Origin of the sequence: Halobaculum sp. EA56 (assembly GCF_051195075.1) — an archaeon.
Classification (GTDB): Archaea; Halobacteriota; Halobacteria; order Halobacteriales; family Haloferacaceae; genus Halobaculum.
Map to the genome: position 1 here is coordinate 477,616 of NZ_JBNTJX010000001.1, position 13,795 is coordinate 491,410.

Annotated in this window: 17 protein-coding genes and 1 pseudogene; 11 read left to right on the forward strand and 7 right to left on the reverse strand. The window is 73.2% G+C overall.

Annotated features, from left to right (window positions below):
* A complete protein-coding gene (locus ACQUQ1_RS02525; RefSeq protein ID WP_435062678.1) occupies positions 1 to 1,296 on the forward strand; it encodes an AI-2E family transporter in 1,296 nt (431 codons plus the stop codon).
* Between the two features lie 15 nt (positions 1,297 to 1,311).
* On the opposite strand, the gene ACQUQ1_RS02530 is transcribed toward ACQUQ1_RS02525, so the two are convergent.
* On the reverse strand, positions 1,312 to 1,590 hold the full coding sequence (locus tag ACQUQ1_RS02530) for a PadR family transcriptional regulator (protein WP_435062679.1): 279 nt from the start codon (positions 1,588 to 1,590) through the stop codon (positions 1,312 to 1,314).
* A 226-nt stretch (positions 1,591 to 1,816) separates the two neighbouring features.
* On the opposite strand from ACQUQ1_RS02530, the gene ACQUQ1_RS02535 reads away from it, so the two are divergent.
* On the forward strand, positions 1,817 to 2,089 hold the full coding sequence (locus tag ACQUQ1_RS02535; protein ID WP_435062680.1) for an amphi-Trp domain-containing protein: 273 nt from the start codon (positions 1,817 to 1,819) through the stop codon (positions 2,087 to 2,089).
* 198 nt (positions 2,090 to 2,287) lie between these two features.
* Here the strand turns inward: ACQUQ1_RS02535 and ACQUQ1_RS02540 are convergent, their stop codons facing one another.
* Together ACQUQ1_RS02540 and coxB are read right to left on the reverse strand one after the other, a co-directional pair.
* Positions 2,288 to 2,434, reverse strand: coding sequence for a hypothetical protein (locus ACQUQ1_RS02540; protein WP_435062681.1), 147 nt, complete (start codon positions 2,432 to 2,434; stop codon positions 2,288 to 2,290).
* Between the two features lie 153 nt (positions 2,435 to 2,587).
* Positions 2,588 to 3,403: a cytochrome c oxidase subunit II gene (gene coxB / locus ACQUQ1_RS02545; protein ID WP_435062682.1), complete on the reverse strand. Its 816-nt coding sequence runs from the start codon at positions 3,401 to 3,403 to the stop codon at positions 2,588 to 2,590.
* 241 nt (positions 3,404 to 3,644) lie between these two features.
* On the opposite strand from coxB, the gene ACQUQ1_RS02550 reads away from it, so the two are divergent.
* The 4 genes from ACQUQ1_RS02550 to ACQUQ1_RS02565 all read left to right on the forward strand — a co-directional run bounded on the left by ACQUQ1_RS02550 (position 3,645) and on the right by ACQUQ1_RS02565 (position 6,473).
* Positions 3,645 to 5,042 carry a heme o synthase gene (locus ACQUQ1_RS02550; protein ID WP_435062808.1) on the forward strand — a complete coding sequence of 466 codons (1,398 nt, stop codon included), beginning with the start codon at positions 3,645 to 3,647 and terminating at the stop codon, positions 5,040 to 5,042.
* A gap of 3 nt (positions 5,043 to 5,045) precedes the next feature.
* Positions 5,046 to 5,723 carry a DUF7546 family protein gene (locus ACQUQ1_RS02555; protein ID WP_435062683.1) on the forward strand — a complete coding sequence of 226 codons (678 nt, stop codon included), beginning with the start codon at positions 5,046 to 5,048 and terminating at the stop codon, positions 5,721 to 5,723.
* 124 nt (positions 5,724 to 5,847) lie between these two features.
* Positions 5,848 to 6,087 carry a DUF2061 domain-containing protein gene (locus ACQUQ1_RS02560; protein WP_435062684.1) on the forward strand — a complete coding sequence of 80 codons (240 nt, stop codon included), beginning with the start codon at positions 5,848 to 5,850 and terminating at the stop codon, positions 6,085 to 6,087.
* Between the two features lie 143 nt (positions 6,088 to 6,230).
* Complete coding sequence (locus ACQUQ1_RS02565) at positions 6,231 to 6,473, forward strand: SelT/SelW/SelH family protein (protein WP_435062685.1); 243 nt, start codon at positions 6,231 to 6,233, stop codon at positions 6,471 to 6,473.
* A gap of 68 nt (positions 6,474 to 6,541) precedes the next feature.
* On the opposite strand, the gene ACQUQ1_RS02570 is transcribed toward ACQUQ1_RS02565, so the two are convergent.
* Positions 6,542 to 7,270 (reverse strand): class I SAM-dependent methyltransferase, encoded by a 729-nt coding sequence (locus ACQUQ1_RS02570; protein WP_435062686.1) that lies wholly within the window; start codon positions 7,268 to 7,270, stop codon positions 6,542 to 6,544.
* Positions 7,271 to 7,397: 127 nt separating this feature from the next.
* Here ACQUQ1_RS02570 and ACQUQ1_RS02575 point away from each other — a divergent pair, with 127 nt between their 5' ends.
* The 3 genes from ACQUQ1_RS02575 to ACQUQ1_RS02585 all read left to right on the forward strand — a co-directional run bounded on the left by ACQUQ1_RS02575 (position 7,398) and on the right by ACQUQ1_RS02585 (position 9,620).
* Entirely contained in the window at positions 7,398 to 7,658 is a 261-nt protein-coding gene (locus ACQUQ1_RS02575) for a hypothetical protein (RefSeq protein ID WP_435062687.1), read from the forward strand.
* 148 nt (positions 7,659 to 7,806) lie between these two features.
* Positions 7,807 to 8,844, forward strand: coding sequence for an ABC transporter ATP-binding protein (locus ACQUQ1_RS02580; RefSeq protein WP_435062688.1), 1,038 nt, complete (start codon positions 7,807 to 7,809; stop codon positions 8,842 to 8,844).
* Entirely contained in the window at positions 8,841 to 9,620 is a 780-nt protein-coding gene (locus tag ACQUQ1_RS02585; protein ID WP_435062689.1) for an ABC transporter permease, read from the forward strand. The genes ACQUQ1_RS02580 and ACQUQ1_RS02585 overlap by 4 nt, the downstream gene beginning before the upstream one ends.
* A 226-nt stretch (positions 9,621 to 9,846) precedes the next feature.
* Here the strand turns inward: ACQUQ1_RS02585 and ACQUQ1_RS02590 are convergent, their stop codons facing one another.
* On the reverse strand, positions 9,847 to 10,872 hold the full coding sequence (locus tag ACQUQ1_RS02590; RefSeq protein WP_435062690.1) for a S1C family serine protease: 1,026 nt from the start codon (positions 10,870 to 10,872) through the stop codon (positions 9,847 to 9,849).
* A gap of 374 nt (positions 10,873 to 11,246) precedes the next feature.
* Between ACQUQ1_RS02590 and ACQUQ1_RS02595 the strand changes: the two genes are divergently transcribed.
* Together ACQUQ1_RS02595 and ACQUQ1_RS02600 are read left to right on the forward strand one after the other, a co-directional pair.
* Positions 11,247 to 11,891, forward strand: a complete 645-nt coding sequence (locus ACQUQ1_RS02595; RefSeq protein WP_435062691.1) for a bifunctional 4-hydroxy-2-oxoglutarate aldolase/2-dehydro-3-deoxy-phosphogluconate aldolase — start codon at positions 11,247 to 11,249, stop codon at positions 11,889 to 11,891.
* A gap of 42 nt (positions 11,892 to 11,933) precedes the next feature.
* On the forward strand, positions 11,934 to 12,296 hold the full coding sequence (locus ACQUQ1_RS02600) for a VOC family protein (protein ID WP_435062692.1): 363 nt from the start codon (positions 11,934 to 11,936) through the stop codon (positions 12,294 to 12,296).
* A 49-nt stretch (positions 12,297 to 12,345) separates the two neighbouring features.
* On the opposite strand, the gene ACQUQ1_RS02605 is transcribed toward ACQUQ1_RS02600, so the two are convergent.
* The gene (locus tag ACQUQ1_RS02605) at positions 12,346 to 12,855 is read right to left on the reverse strand and encodes a hypothetical protein (protein ID WP_435062693.1); all 510 of its coding nucleotides are present in this window, start codon (positions 12,853 to 12,855) and stop codon (positions 12,346 to 12,348) included.
* A 257-nt stretch (positions 12,856 to 13,112) separates the two neighbouring features.
* A pseudogene (locus tag ACQUQ1_RS02610) lies at positions 13,113 to 13,793 on the reverse strand (YqjF family protein); the annotation flags it as partial.
* Positions 13,794 to 13,795: the final 2 nt, after the last annotated feature.

Here is a 13,795-nt window from a genome sequence, read left to right on the forward strand (position 1 = left end):
ATGGTCCTCTCGGACGTCGACTGGTCGCGCACGGCGTGGTGGGGAGTGGCGGCCGCACTCGCCGCGGCGCTGTCGTTCGTCGTCCACTCGTTCGTCGGCACGTTCGTCTTCGGCGTCTTCATCTACTACGCGACCCGGCCGCTGTACAACCGGATCCGCCGGCGGGTCCCGCAGTCGAGCGTCGCCGCCGCCGTCGCCATCTTCGCGATGGTGCTGCCGGCGCTGCTCCTTGCCGGGTACGCGCTGCTCATCGTCGCGAACCAGGTGCAGGACCTCGACATCGCGGACAGCGGCTACCTCGACCGGCTTCCGGTGACCGGGGACACCCTCGACACGCTCGCGGACCCGACGAACCTGGCGACGCTGGAGTGGGAGCGGTACGTCACGGCGAGCACCGTCTCCGGCGCCATCGACTCGCTGGGGCAGGCCGCCGGCACCGTCGCCTTCCTCGGGACGGGCGCCGTCCACCTGTTCGTGATGCTGGCGATCGCGTTCTACCTCCTGCGCGACGGGAGCCGCCTCGGGCGCTACCTGACGCGCTTCGCCGACTCGGGCGGCGTGCTGGAGGCCTACGGGCGCGCCGTCGACCGGGACCTGAAGTCCATCTTCTTCGGCAACATCCTCAACGCCATCGTGACCGCGACCATCGCCGTCATCGTCTACTCGGTGCTCAACGTGTTCGCGCCGCCGGGCGCGGCCATCCCGGCGGCCGCGCTGGTCGGCCTGCTCGGGGGCGTCGCCAGTCTGATCCCCATCGTCGGCATGAAGCTCGTGTACGTCCCCGTGGCGCTGTTCATGGCGGTGCGGGCGGTCGCGACCGACGGGACGGGAACCCTCTGGTTCGTCGGCGTCTTCGTGGCCGTGTCGCTCGTCGTCGTCGACACCATTCCGGACCTCGTGCTCCGCCCGTACGTCTCCGGCCGCTCGCTCCACGTCGGCGCGGTCATGCTCGCGTACACGCTCGGCCCGCTGCTGTTCGGGTGGTACGGCATCTTCCTCATGCCGATCCTGCTCGTGCTCGTGATCCACTTCGCGCGGGTCGTCCTCCCCGAACTGCTGGCCGGGGAGCCGCTCCGGCCGTACGCCGTCGACCCGACGCACCTCGCCGACGACCGGCCGCCGGCGGGCGTCGACCGCGCGGATCCCGTCCCGGACGGGGAGGGGCCGCCCGGCGGCGAGGCGGCCGACGGGGACGTCGCTCCCGGCGGAACCGACGGCGATCGGGGTTCGGACGGGGAGGGCGGGACGGAGGGGTCGAACCGGACGGAGGAGTCGAACGGGGCCGACGGGGCGTGAGCGGCCCGGCGCGGGTCACTCCAGGTCGACGTACTCGCCCTCCCACTCGCGGCGGGCCTCGATCTCGCGGCGCCCGCGGCGCGTGAGCGTGTAGTAGTTCGTCCGCCGGTCGCGCTGACCCTTCTCGACGAGCCCCTTGTCGACGAGCGTGTCGAGGTTGGGATACAGCCGCCCGTGGTGGATCTCCTTCTCGTAGTAGTCCTCCAGTTCCTCCTTGATCGCCAGCCCGTGGGGCTCGTCCTGCCCGGCGATCACGTACAGGAGGTCACGCTGGAACCCTGTCAGGTCGTACATCGGTAATGTCGATGTACCTGTTACTGTCGAATCGAAATAAACATACCGGCACGAACGGCCCGATGTCGACCGACAGCCCGTCAACGGTGCCGCATCACCGATCGACGTCGTGTCGAGGAACGAATACGTCCGATCTCGTGTCGGGCGAGGTGACGGGTGCGACGGCCCGCCGGCGCCCCCGGGAAGCGACGACCGACTTTTACCGGCTCGACGCGTTCTGTGAGCCATGCCGGAAGAAGTCCTGTTCGAGTCCGAGACGCGCCTGCGCCGCGACGAGATCGCCAGCCACCTCCGGGCCGTCGCGGACAGGCTCAACGGCGACGGCGAACTCACCCTGTCTGGCGGCGGCGACTCGCTCACGATGGCGGTGCCCGAGTCGGCGACGTTCGAGGTGAAAGCCGAGCGCGAGACCGGCTCGGGGCCGGACGAGCTGAGCGTCGAGTTCGAACTCGAGTGGGACGAGGGCGACGGCGCCGAGGGCGGGATCGATATCGAGTGACGCGTCGGTCGGCCGACGTCGTACGGTACGGCGCCGGCGCTGTCCGGGTGGCGGTTCGGGTCCCGAGAACGAACGGGGGCACGCCGCGGAAACACCCGCGGCGTGCCGCCCGGATCGGTCCCCGCTGACGCTTCGGCCCTCCAGACGAAGCGTCACCGGCAACTACTCCGGGCGATCGAATAAATCTACCGGGCGTCGCTAGATGTACTCCTCCTCGAGTACCCACCCGAGCGCCCGCTTGTAGTAGGTGAACATCTGACGGATGCGCTCGTGGCGCATCTCCTCGTCGTCCAACTGCTCCTGGAGGAACTCGTACTGCTCCCTGATCTCCGCCTCGTCTCGCATGCGAAGTCGTACGCGGGGGACCGCCTTCAAACGTCGGCAGCGGGGGTCACCGGCTTCAAGCGGAAGCCGAGGCCGGCGCCACGGCGGTCGAGGGCTTCTGCGGCGAACCGGCGGAGAGAACGAGCAGCCCGCGTCGCCCCGGTCGCGGAGGCGTCAGGCGCCGAGGCCGGCGGGCGCCGCCAGCGAGGCGCTCTCGTTGCCCGAGGCGCCGTCGGCGGTCTGCCGGTCGAGGAATCCCTGGTAGGTGTTCTGATCGACGACGATCACGTGGAAGTACATCTTCGAGTGGGCGACGCCGCAGTACTCCGCACAGTAGCCCTGGTAGACGCCCGTCTCGGTCGGCGTGGTCTTGATCGTATTCTCCTGGCCGGGGATCGCGTCCTGCTTCAGGCCCAGTTCGGGGACGTGGAGCGCGTGGATCACGTCCTCGGAGGTCACGGTGAAGTACACTTCCTGTCCGACGGGGAGAACGATCACGGGCCCTTCGAGCCCCTTCGCTTGCGGGATCGCCGTGGTGTTCAGGTCGCCCGCGGTCAGCTCGGAGATGTTGGAGGTCCGGTAGTTCATCCGCCAGTTCCACTGGTAGGCGACCGTCTCGACGTGCACGTCGCCCTCGGAGGGCTGAATCTCGTCGGTGCCGCCGGTGTAGGTCACGGCCGGGTTCGCAAGGACCCCGTAGGAGGCGGCGCCGACGAACAGGAGGACGATGGCCGTCGCGACCGTCCACGTGATCTCCAGGCGCCGGTTCTCCCGCGTGGGTGCCGGCTCGTCGTTGTCCTTGAACTTCAGCACCGTGTAGATGAGAATGACCTCGACGAGGACGGTGATCGGAATCGCGACGTACAGCAGCCGCCCGTTCAGGTCGTTGATCAGTTCCGCGGTCGTGGAGGGCTGCGCCGCCGCCGGCACCGCGAACAGCGCGAGCCCGACGAGCCCGACCAGCAGGCTCCCCAGTCGCGTACCCTTCATTACGTGCGCGGTTAGCGCAGGCCACGTAAATACCTGCTGTTGTCGCCCGAACCACGGGACGCGGACGACGTCGCCGGCGGCCGCCCGTTCGGTCGGACCGCCCGTCGCGAGGCGTCCGGCCCGGCGGCGCGGGCCGCGGGGCCGCGTCCCGGTCCCGGAAAGCGCGGGGTTGATATGCGGCCGGGCGCAACCGTCGACAGTGCTCTCGAAGCGGTTCCCACCGCTCCTCGCGGCGTCCGCGATGGGCGTGTACCTCCTGCTCGTGGTCGGCGCGACCACGGCGGTCACCGACGCCGCCGCCGCGTGTACGGCCTGGCCCGCCTGCGGCGACGGGCTCTCCCTGCCCGCCGAGCCGGCGGGCTGGGTCGCCCTCGGCCACCGCGTGGTGGCGTTCGCCGTCGGGCTGCTGCTCCTGGGAACCGGTCTCGCGGCGTGGCGCGCGCGCCCCGCCCGTCGCGTCCGCCTCGCGCTCGCGCTCGCGTTCGTCCTCTACCCCGTCGAGTCGCTGCTCGGGGCGTACGTCGCCACCCGCGGCACCGGCACGCTCGCGACCGTCGGGGGCGTCGCCGTCGGCCTCTCGACGCTCCACCTCGCGGGCGGCCTGCTGGTGTTCGGCGGCCTGCTCGCGGCGCTGGCGTGGGAACTGGAGGCGCGGACCGGCGACCCCGACGACGATCCGGCGGTCGACCCCGCCGGACCGGACCCGGCCGGCGAGCCCGTCTCGACCGGCGGCGAGCGTCCGCCCGTCCCGACGTGGGGCGAGGCGCCCCTCCGCCGCGGCCGCCTCGTCGCCGGCGCCTACTTCCGGCTGATGAAGCCCCGGCTAATGTGGCTGCTGTGTCTCGTCGCCGGCGCCGCCATGGCGCTGGCGGGCGGCCCGGGCCTCACCGCGCCGGTCGTCGCCGCGACGCTCGTCGGCGGCGCCCTCGCCATCGGCGCCTCGGGGACGTTCAACCACGTGCTCGAACGCGACGTGGACCGCCGGATGCGGCGGACCAGCGACCGCCCGCTCGCGGTCGACCTCGTGTCGGTGCGCAACGCCGTCGCGTTCGGCCTCGCGCTGACCGCCGTCTCCGTGGCCCTGTTCGCGTGGGTGAACCTCCTCGCGGCCGTCCTCGGCCTCGTCGCCATCGTGTTCTACTCGGTCGTCTACACGCTCGTGTTGAAGCCGAACACGGTGCAGAACACTGTCATCGGCGGCGCCGCGGGCGCGCTCCCGGCGCTCATCGGCTGGGCGGCGGTGACCGGCGAGGTCGGCCTCGGCGGCCTCGCGCTGGCGACGCTCATCTTCCTGTGGACGCCCGCGCACTTCTACAACCTCGCGCTCGCGTACAAGGACGACTACGAGCGCGGCGGTTTCCCGATGATGCCGGTGGTGCGCGGCGAGACGGCGACCCGCCGCCACATCGTCTGGTACTTCGGCGCGACGCTCGCGGTCGGCGCGGCGATGGTCGGCCTCGGCCGCCTCGACTGGCTGTACGCGCTCGCCGGCGTCGCCGTCGGGAGCGTCTTCCTGTGGGCCATCGTCCGCCTCCACTACGAGCGCGACGAGTCGGCCGCGTTCCGCGCGTTCCACGCCTCGAACGCCTACCTCGGCGTGGTCCTGCTCGCGGTCGTCGTCGACGCGCTCGCGGTGTAGCCGATGAGCGCACGGACCCCCTCGTTCGCCGGCGTCAACCTCGCCGTCTCCCGCCGCGACGTCCTGGTCGCCGCGCTCGTGTTCAACCTCGAGTGCGCGGCCGTCGTCGCGTACTTCGCGTTCACCAACGCCAGCGTCTCCTCGCCGCTGTTCACGCTGTACGGGCTGGTCTGGGTGAACCTCGCGCTGCTCGTGTTCGCGCGCTACCGCCCGCCCGCTGGCGACGCCCGGACGCGCCGCCGCGCGCTGGCCGTCGCCGGCGGCTACGCGCTCCTGCTGGCCGTCTTCGGCGGCGTCGTCGGCGTCGCGCCGCCGCGCACGGCCGCCGGCGTCTCGCTCGCGCTGCTCCCCCCGGGGTGGGGGCCCGCGCCGATCGTGAACGTCGGCGTCGCCGCCGCCGTCCTCATGCCCGCGAAGGTGCTCGGCTACGCGGCGCTGGCGTACCTCCTGTACGGCGCGGTCGTCGACGCCGCCGGCGCGGGCGTCGCGGGCGTGCTCGGCCTGTTCTCGTGTCTGTCGTGCTCGCTCCCGATACTGGCGGGCGCGGCGGCGTCGCTGGTCGGCGGCGGAGGGTTCGTCGCCGCGGCCGTCGCGGGCCTCGGCTACGGCCCGTCGACGCTGGTGTTCGTCGCCACGGTCGCGCTGCTGTGGTGGCGGCCCGGGTTCGACCTCCCCCGGTAGCACGGGGGACGCCGACGGAGTCGACCGGCCGACGGTCGCCCCCGCTGTAAATAACCTTCCATGGTTACCTCTCGCTGGGACGTAACTGCGTGGAGTTATTATCCGCGCGTCCGGTGGTGGACACATGGGACGGCTCCCGCTCCCCCGGCCGGCGCTCCAGCACCGCAGGCGCGCGATCCTCAAGACCCTGTGCTATCGGCTGGTGATGGTGGTGATCACGGTCCTCGTCGCGTGGGCGGTCGTCGGCGACGTGGCCGACGCGGTGAACATCGGCGTCGTCACGAACGTGGTGAAGACGGCGACGTACTACACCTACGAGCGGGTGTGGGACCGGATCGCGTGGGGGATCGCCGACCCGGCGTGACGGCGGCCTCCGGCGACGTCCCTCCTCCGGCCACGACGCCGAAGGGGGAGAACCGACGTGCCGGCCGGCGGGGCCGGCCCCGGACGGGTCGTCCGGGTGCCGCCGTCGGACTTACCTCGCGTGCGTCCCTACGCCGTGAGCGCATGACACAGGTCGAGATCGAGTACTGCGTGCCGTGCGGGATGCTGGAGCGCGCACAGGACGTCCAGGCGGCGATCCTGGAGGAGTTCGGACAGGGAGTCGAGTCGGTGGCGCTGGTCACCGGCGACGGCGGGGTGTTCGAGGTCCGCGCCGACGGGGAGGTGGTGTTCGACAAGGAGTCCGACGAGTTCGACGTGGACGCCATCGTGGAGTCGGTCGGCGGCCACGTCGGCGCGACGGCCTGAGGCGAGGGCGGGGGTCCGCCGACGGAGACGCCGGTCGCCCGACCCGCTTTTTTGTACCGTACGCGGGCTCAGTCCTCCGCGAGCCGCGCGAACAGGTGCGTCCACGAGCCGCCGTCGTCGTCGGCGACGGCGTCGTCGAGCACGCGCTCGTCGGTCACCCGGAACCCCGCCTCGCGGAGGTGGTCGCGGGTCCGGTCGATGCCCGGGAACGACCACGCCATCAGCTCGCCCGAGCCGAGCCAGTCGTCGTTCGCGCCCGACCACCCGTCGTCGCCGGTGGCGGCCGTGAGGTAGAGTCGGCCGCCCGGGCGGAGCACCCGTGCGAACTCGCTGAAGACGGCCGGGTGTTCGGACACCGGCACGTGGATCACCGAGTGGAGCGCCGTCACGGCGTCGGCGGCGTCCGACGCGACCGGGAGCCGCGTCAGGTCGCCCCGGACCAGGGCCGCGTCGGTCCGCTCGCGGGCCAGGTCGAGCATCGACGCCGAGAGGTCGACGCCGATCCCCTCGACGCCGTGCGGGAGACGGTTCAACACGGGCGTGCCCTGCCCGCACCCGGCGTCGAGGAGCCGGTCGCCGGCGGAGAGGCCGCCGAGGAACGATCCCACGACCGGGGCCTCCGCGGCGTCGCGCTCGCGCCGGTAGGCCTCGGCCATCCCGTCGTATCCGTCGCGCACCGCCGCCCGCTGTGTGTGCGGATCGACGGCGGGCGCCGAGTCGTCGTCCGCGGTCGGGTCGGGGTCGTCGGGCTCGGGGGTCGACCCGTCCCCCGTCCCGCCGGAGGGCTCGTCGTCCATACGCGGCCGTCCGGTCGGGACGACAAAACGGTTCGGCCGCCCCGTGGCGCGTTCCCACGCCCCGGTCTGATCGGTTCGATACTCGGCCCGGTGGAATTATCAGTCTCGGGCCCGCGACCGACCGGGTATGGCGGGGGAACCGATCGAGCCGTGGGCGTCGGCGGCGACGCCGGCCGACGCCGTCCGCGACGCGCTCGCGGGCGAGGTCGGCGGCTTCCTCGCGCTCGGCGCGACGCTCTCGCCGGTCGGGGCGCTGCACGCGTGTCACGGCTGGCTCGTCGCCGCGGGGGTCGACCCCGGAGCGGCCGCCGCGGCCGTCGTCGCCGCCGCGGTCGGCCGGTGGGCCGTCGGCGTCTCCCTGTTCGCGACGCGGGCGGTCGAGTGGTGAGCGCGGGGTCGACCGGCGCCAGAACCGGGCGTGTCCTCGCCGGCGCCGTCCGTCGTGGTCGTCGTCTTCCCGGTGGCGGCGCCGTCGCCGTCCCGGGCGACGCCCTGCCTTCGGCACCCTTACTTCCGCGAGGACCGGACCGGCCCCCATGAACGACGCGACGGTCGTCCGCGCCGTCGACGCGCGCAAGTCCTACGACGGGACGGTCGCGCTCGACGGCGTCTCCCTCGACGTCCGCGAGGGAGAGGTGTTCGGCCTGATCGGCCCCAACGGCGCCGGGAAGACGACGCTCGTGCGCGCGCTCACCGGGACCGCGGGGGCCGAGGGGACGCTCGAACTGTTCGGCGACCCAGCCCGCGAGTCCGACCGCTCGCGCGTCGGCCTGCTCCCCCAGGAGTTCGGCCCGCCCGAGCGCCTCACCGCCCGCGAGCTCGTGGCCTACTACGGCGGCCTCTACGACGAGTCGCGCCCCGTCGACGACGTGCTCGCGGACGTGGGCCTCGCGGACGACGCCGACGCGTGGTACGAGCAGCTCTCCGGCGGCCAGAAGCGCCGCGCCTGCGTCGCCACCGCGCTCGTGAACGACCCCGACGTGCTGTTCCTCGACGAGCCGACGACCGGCATCGACCCCGCCGGCCGGCGGTCGCTGTGGGGGCTGATCGAGGACCTCGCCGACGGCGGCGTCACCGTCTTCCTCACGAGCCACTCGATGGACGAGGTCGAGCGTCTCGCCGACCGCGTGGGCCTGCTCCGCGACGGCCGCCTCGTCGCCGCGGGCACGCCCGCCGAACTCGTGGCCGAACACGGCGGGCCCGCCCGCCTCGTCGTCGCCGGTCCGGACGTGGCGGCCGGGGCGGACCCGCTCCGCGACGCCGGCTTCGCCGTCGAGGTCGGCGCCGACGAACTCGTCCTCGGCGACGTGGCGCCCGCCGACCTCGCGGACGCCGTGACCGCCCTCGCCGACGCCGGCGTCGCCTACGAGTCGCTCACGTGGACCGAACCGACACTGGAGGACGTGTACCTGCGGCTCACCGGCGAGACGTTCGAAGGAGCCTACACGCCGGGCGCGAGCGCGGTCGCGGGCGAGGACGCCGCGACCGACGCCGCCGCCGCGATCGACCCCGCCGCCGGCGCCCGCGACTCCGCTACCGCCGCCGACGCGACCTCCGCGGAGGTGGACCGGTGACCCGCGCCGGCCGGATCCGCTCGGAGATCGTCGCGGCGACGCGGTCGTTTCTCCGGCGCCGGACGGCCGTATTCTTCACGTTCTTCTTCCCGCTGCTGCTGGTGCTGATCTTCGGCGTGCTCGTGCGCACCCAGCCGGGCGGGGGCGGGCTGTTCGCCCGACCGGACGCCTACTACCTCCCCGGCTACCTCGCCACCGTCGTGCTGTTCACGCCGCTGTCGCGGGTCGGCTCGGAGATAGCCCGCCATCGCGACGGCCACCGCTTCGAGAAGTTGGCGACGACGCCGCTGACGCGCGGGGAGTGGCTGTTCGCGCACACTCTGGTCAACGTCGGGGTGATCGGCCTCGCGTCGCTGCTCGTGTTCGCGCTGGTGACGCTGGTCACCGGCGCGCGCATCCCCGTCTCCGCGGACCTGCTCCTGCTGGTCCCCTTCGTCGTCCTCGGGGTCGTCCTCTTCTGCGGGGTCGGCTCGGTGCTCGGCCGGGTGTCGGACACCCAGGACGGCGTCATCGCCGCCTCCAACTCGGTGGCGTTGCCGCTGCTGTTCCTCTCGGACACGTTCGTCCCCCCCGAGTTGCTCCCCGAGTGGTTCCTCCCGGTCGTGAACCTCTCGCCGCTGACGTACTTCTCGCGCGGGGTGCGGGCGCTCACCTTCGCGGCGCCCGAGGGCGGCGGGCTCGCGGGGCTGGGGCCGACCGCGAACCTCGCGATCCTGGCGGCGCTCGCGCTCGTCGGGTTCGCGGTCGGCGCGGTCGCGGTGCCGCGCGGGGAGTAGTGGATCGGGTCGTCGGCCCCGCCGGATCGCCGGCCCGCGTCCGGGCCGTTCGATCGTCGGTCCTCGGAGGAGCTCGGCCGTCGACGCCGTCACGATCGGCGACGCGAACGGGAGCGGGCCGTACAGCAGTATCCGGACGGGAGCCGGGGGTTCGGGCGTCCGACGGCCTGGGCTCTCGGACGAACGGGGAGGTCGACCGCGACGGACGACTCGACGGTCCCCCCGGTTACCGCACGGGCACCGTTCCCGCGGTCCCGGGCCGCTCGGCGAGGTCCACCTCGACCGCGCGTTCGCCGGCCTCCCCCTCCCGGTGGACGGTCAGTTCGACCGTCCCCCCCGGCTCGCCGTGGAGGATGAGGTGTCTGACCAGCTCCTCGTGGGTGCGCACGGGCTCGCCGTCGGCCGCGACGATCACGTCGCCGCCGACGGGCAGCTCGCGCCCGTCGACGACGGCGGTCCGCGAGCAGCCGCGGAGGCCGCCGCCGTCGCCCGTGGATCCGTCGCCCCCCGCGGACCCGGATCCCGTCCCGCCCACGTCGACGACGAGCACGCCGTCGGTTTCGAGGAGGCCGTTCGCCTCGGCCAGCGCGGGGGTCACGTCGCTCGTCCGCACCCGGAGGTAGGGGTGGCGGTGGACGCCGTCGGCGACGAGCGAGGGAACGACCCGGTTCACGAGCCGCGCGGAGACGGCGAAGCCGATGTTTTCGCCGGCCTTCGCGCGGTTGACGCCGACCACCTCGTAGCCGCCGGCGTCGGTCGCGGCCACGAGCGGCCCGCCGCTGTTGCCGGGGTTGATCGCCGCGTCCGTCTGCACCACGTCGGGGACCGAGAACCCGCCCCGTAGCGGCAGCGAGCGGTTCACGCCGGAGACGATGCCGGCGGTGACCGACCCGTCGAGCCCCATCGGGTTGCCCAGCGCGGCGACCGGCCGGCCCGGGGCGGGCACGTCCGTCGCCGTCGCCAGCGGCTCGGCGTCCATCCCCGCCACGCGGACGGCCGCGAGGTCGGTGTCGGCGTCGGCGCCGACGACCCGCCCCGCGAGCCACGAGCCGTCGGCGAACCGGATCCTGACGGCCCGCCGGTCGCCGACGACGTGCTCGTTCGTCACCACGTGCTCGGCATCGTAGACGAACCCCGAGCCCGCGCCGCGGGCCGCCCCGTCGCCGTCCACGTACACCGACACGACCGACGGCGCGACCGACCGGTACAGCTCCTCGTGATCGAGGCCGAACGGCCCCGTCTCTGCGTCCATCACCTCCGGTAAGCGATTAGGTGACAAGTACCGCTCGCGGTCGGGCGACGCGGCGCACAGGTGGCTGGAGTCGGCGTGTCCGAGCGGCTCGTCGCTCGCTTCGCGTATCATGATCGGGTGGAGCGGTCTCAGTACCGCTCAGCCGCCGTTCTTCGAGACCTCGCTCGCTCCCGCTTGTTCTGTGGGCGGCTCGGCCCTCCGGACCTCGCCGCCGTTCCCCGAGGCGCTCGCTCCCTCCGGTCAGTGGTTCGGTGGGCGGCTCGGCCCTCCGGACCTCGCCGCCGTTCCCCGAGGCGCTCGCTCCCTCCGGTCGCTCGCGCCTCGCACGTCTCGCACCCGCCGGTTTTATTCTCCGCCGCGAAGTTCACTCGTGTATGAGTACCACCGATGCGTTCGCGGCGATGCGCGAGTCCGGCGTCGTCGCGGTGCTGCGCGGGGCGGAGCCCGAGACCGTCGTCGACACCGCCGAGGCGCTCGTCGCCGGCGGCGTCACCGCGCTGGAGGTCACCGCCGACACCGCCGGCGCGACCGACATGATCGCCACGCTGTCGGAGGAACTGGGCGACGACGCGCTCGTCGGCGCCGGCACGGTCCTCGACAGCGAGACCGCGCGCGCGGCCGTCGCGGCGGGCGCGGAGTTCGTCGTCTCGCCCTCCTTCGACGAGGGCGTCGTGGAGACGTGCAACCGCTACGGCGTGCTGTGCGCCCCGGGCGTGATGACGCCGACGGAGGCGGTCGAGGCGTACGAGGCCGGCGCGGACGTGGTAAAAGTGTTTCCGGCGAAGACCGTCGGCCCGGACCACGTCGCCGCGCTGAAGGGGCCGCTCGGGCACCTGGAGATCATGCCCACCGGCGGCGTCTCCCCGGACAACGCCGGCGACTACATCGAGGCCGGGGCGGTCTGCGTCGGCGCCGGCTCCGCGCTGGTCGACCGCGACCTGGTCGACGTCGGCGACTTCGACGCGATCACCGAGCGCGCGGAGGCGTTCCGCGACGCCATCGAGGCGGCCCGCGAGTAGCCGGTCGAAGGGTATTCGTCGCCGCCGGCAGTCGGGTCCCGTATGTCCCGCCCCGCCGGCGTCGTCTTCTTCCGCACCGCGAACCGCGAGCGCGTCGTCGACTGGTACCGGCAGGTCGTCGGGTGCTCGGTGTGGCTCGAACAGCCCGGGTGTACGATCCTCGCGCGCGGCGACTTCCGGTTCGGGTTCTGCGACGCCGACGGGGGCGACACCGAGACGGAGGGGATCCTCACCTTCGTCTATCCGGACCGCGAGGGCGTCGACCGGGCGCACGAGCGCGTGGGCGACGCCGCCCGCGAGGCCCCGCACGTGAACGAGCGCTACGACATCTACCAGTTCTTCGCCGACGACCCGGACGGCCGGGCCGCCGAGTTCCAGACGTTCCTCCACGAGCTACCGGGGTGACGGCCCCGGACGCGTCCGGGCGACGCCCGTGCGCCCGAACCGCCTCGGGTCACTCCCCGGCGCGCTCGCGGTGGACCGACTCCCCGTCGATCCAGTAGACGTACGTCTGGGTGAACCAGTCGGCGTGGACGACCGTCGAGGTGGCGGTGCCGTTCTCGGCCTCGCCGCCGGTGTTCGAGTAGCCGGTGCAGGTGACGACCGCCCGCCAGGCGTCGCCGCGGCGCTCGACGCGGTCGACCTCGCACTCGAGGGACACCTCGCTCGTCTCGTCGTACCAGAGGCTGTTGTACACGTAGCGGTACTCGTACGTCCGGGCGAACGACCCGACGGACGACTCGTTCAGCTCGGGCGGCCGCTCCGGACGCTCCTTCGGCCCGTCGGGCCAGGCGATCGACTTCCCGGGGAGGGGCGTCGACGACGCCGTGGTCGCGGGCGACCCGGGCGACGTGCCGGTGGCGGTGTCGCCCGTCATCGGTCCGCCGGGCGCGGCGAGACAGCCGCTCGTCAGGAGGAGGGCCGCGGCGACCGCCGCGGCGAGGGCTCGACTGCGGGGACGCATGCGTCCGGAGGACTCCGGGGATCCGGCAAGTGTCTTGTGTCGGCGTCGCCCCGGCGGGGAACGCGGGAACGCGGGCCGGCCGGCGAGAACGCTGGTCGGCCGGCGGCGACCCGACCGACCGCGGCCGACCGGTCCGATCAGTCCCTGGCCCCCTCGACCGGGATGTCGACGCCGGGGGCGTCGCCGTCGCTCCCGGCGTCCGTTCCCGCCCCCGACTCGGCATCCTCGACGTCGACGGGAGCGTCCGCGTCCGCGTCGAGTCCCCGGATGCGGTCGGCGGTCACGTCGACCGCCGGCGAGTAGTGGAACACGGGGTCGCTCTCGGGCTCCCCGAAGCCGTTCGCCGCGAACAGGCCGTTCGTGCGGATCTCGCAGTGGGCGGGCGCGAGCGGCCACGGGTCGTGCTCGATGTCGCCGTAGTAGACGCGTCCGCGCCCCTCGGTGTAGAAGCGGTAGTTCTCCACGAGGAACGCCTCCAGGCTCCCCGGCTCGGGGGGGCTCGGCTCCCCGACGGGGCCGTACGTCGCCTCGAAGTCGGCCGGCGGCGCTCCCGGGTGGGCGCGTCTGCTGCGGAAGGTGACCCGGTCGCCCTCGCGGGTCACCTCCATCGAGGCTCGGTAGTACGGGAGGCGGAACAGCGAGCGGGCGAGGCTCACGCCGACGGTGTCGGCCGCGTCGAGGGTGAAGAAGTACACCCCCTTCCTCCCGCCGTGGGTGACGTAGGTGCGGAGGTTGAGCTCCGGGAACGACAGGCCGACCGGCGCCCCGCGCGGCCGGATGTCCGCCATCTCGAACGGGACGACCCCGAGGTACGCGTCGCCGTCGTAGGTCGCGACCGACAGCGGCTCGGGCAGGCGCGCCCCGACGGTCGCCGGGTCGACGCGCCAGTGGGCGAACAGCGCGTCGAGCCAGCGCATCTCCAGCAGGCGTCGCTTCATGC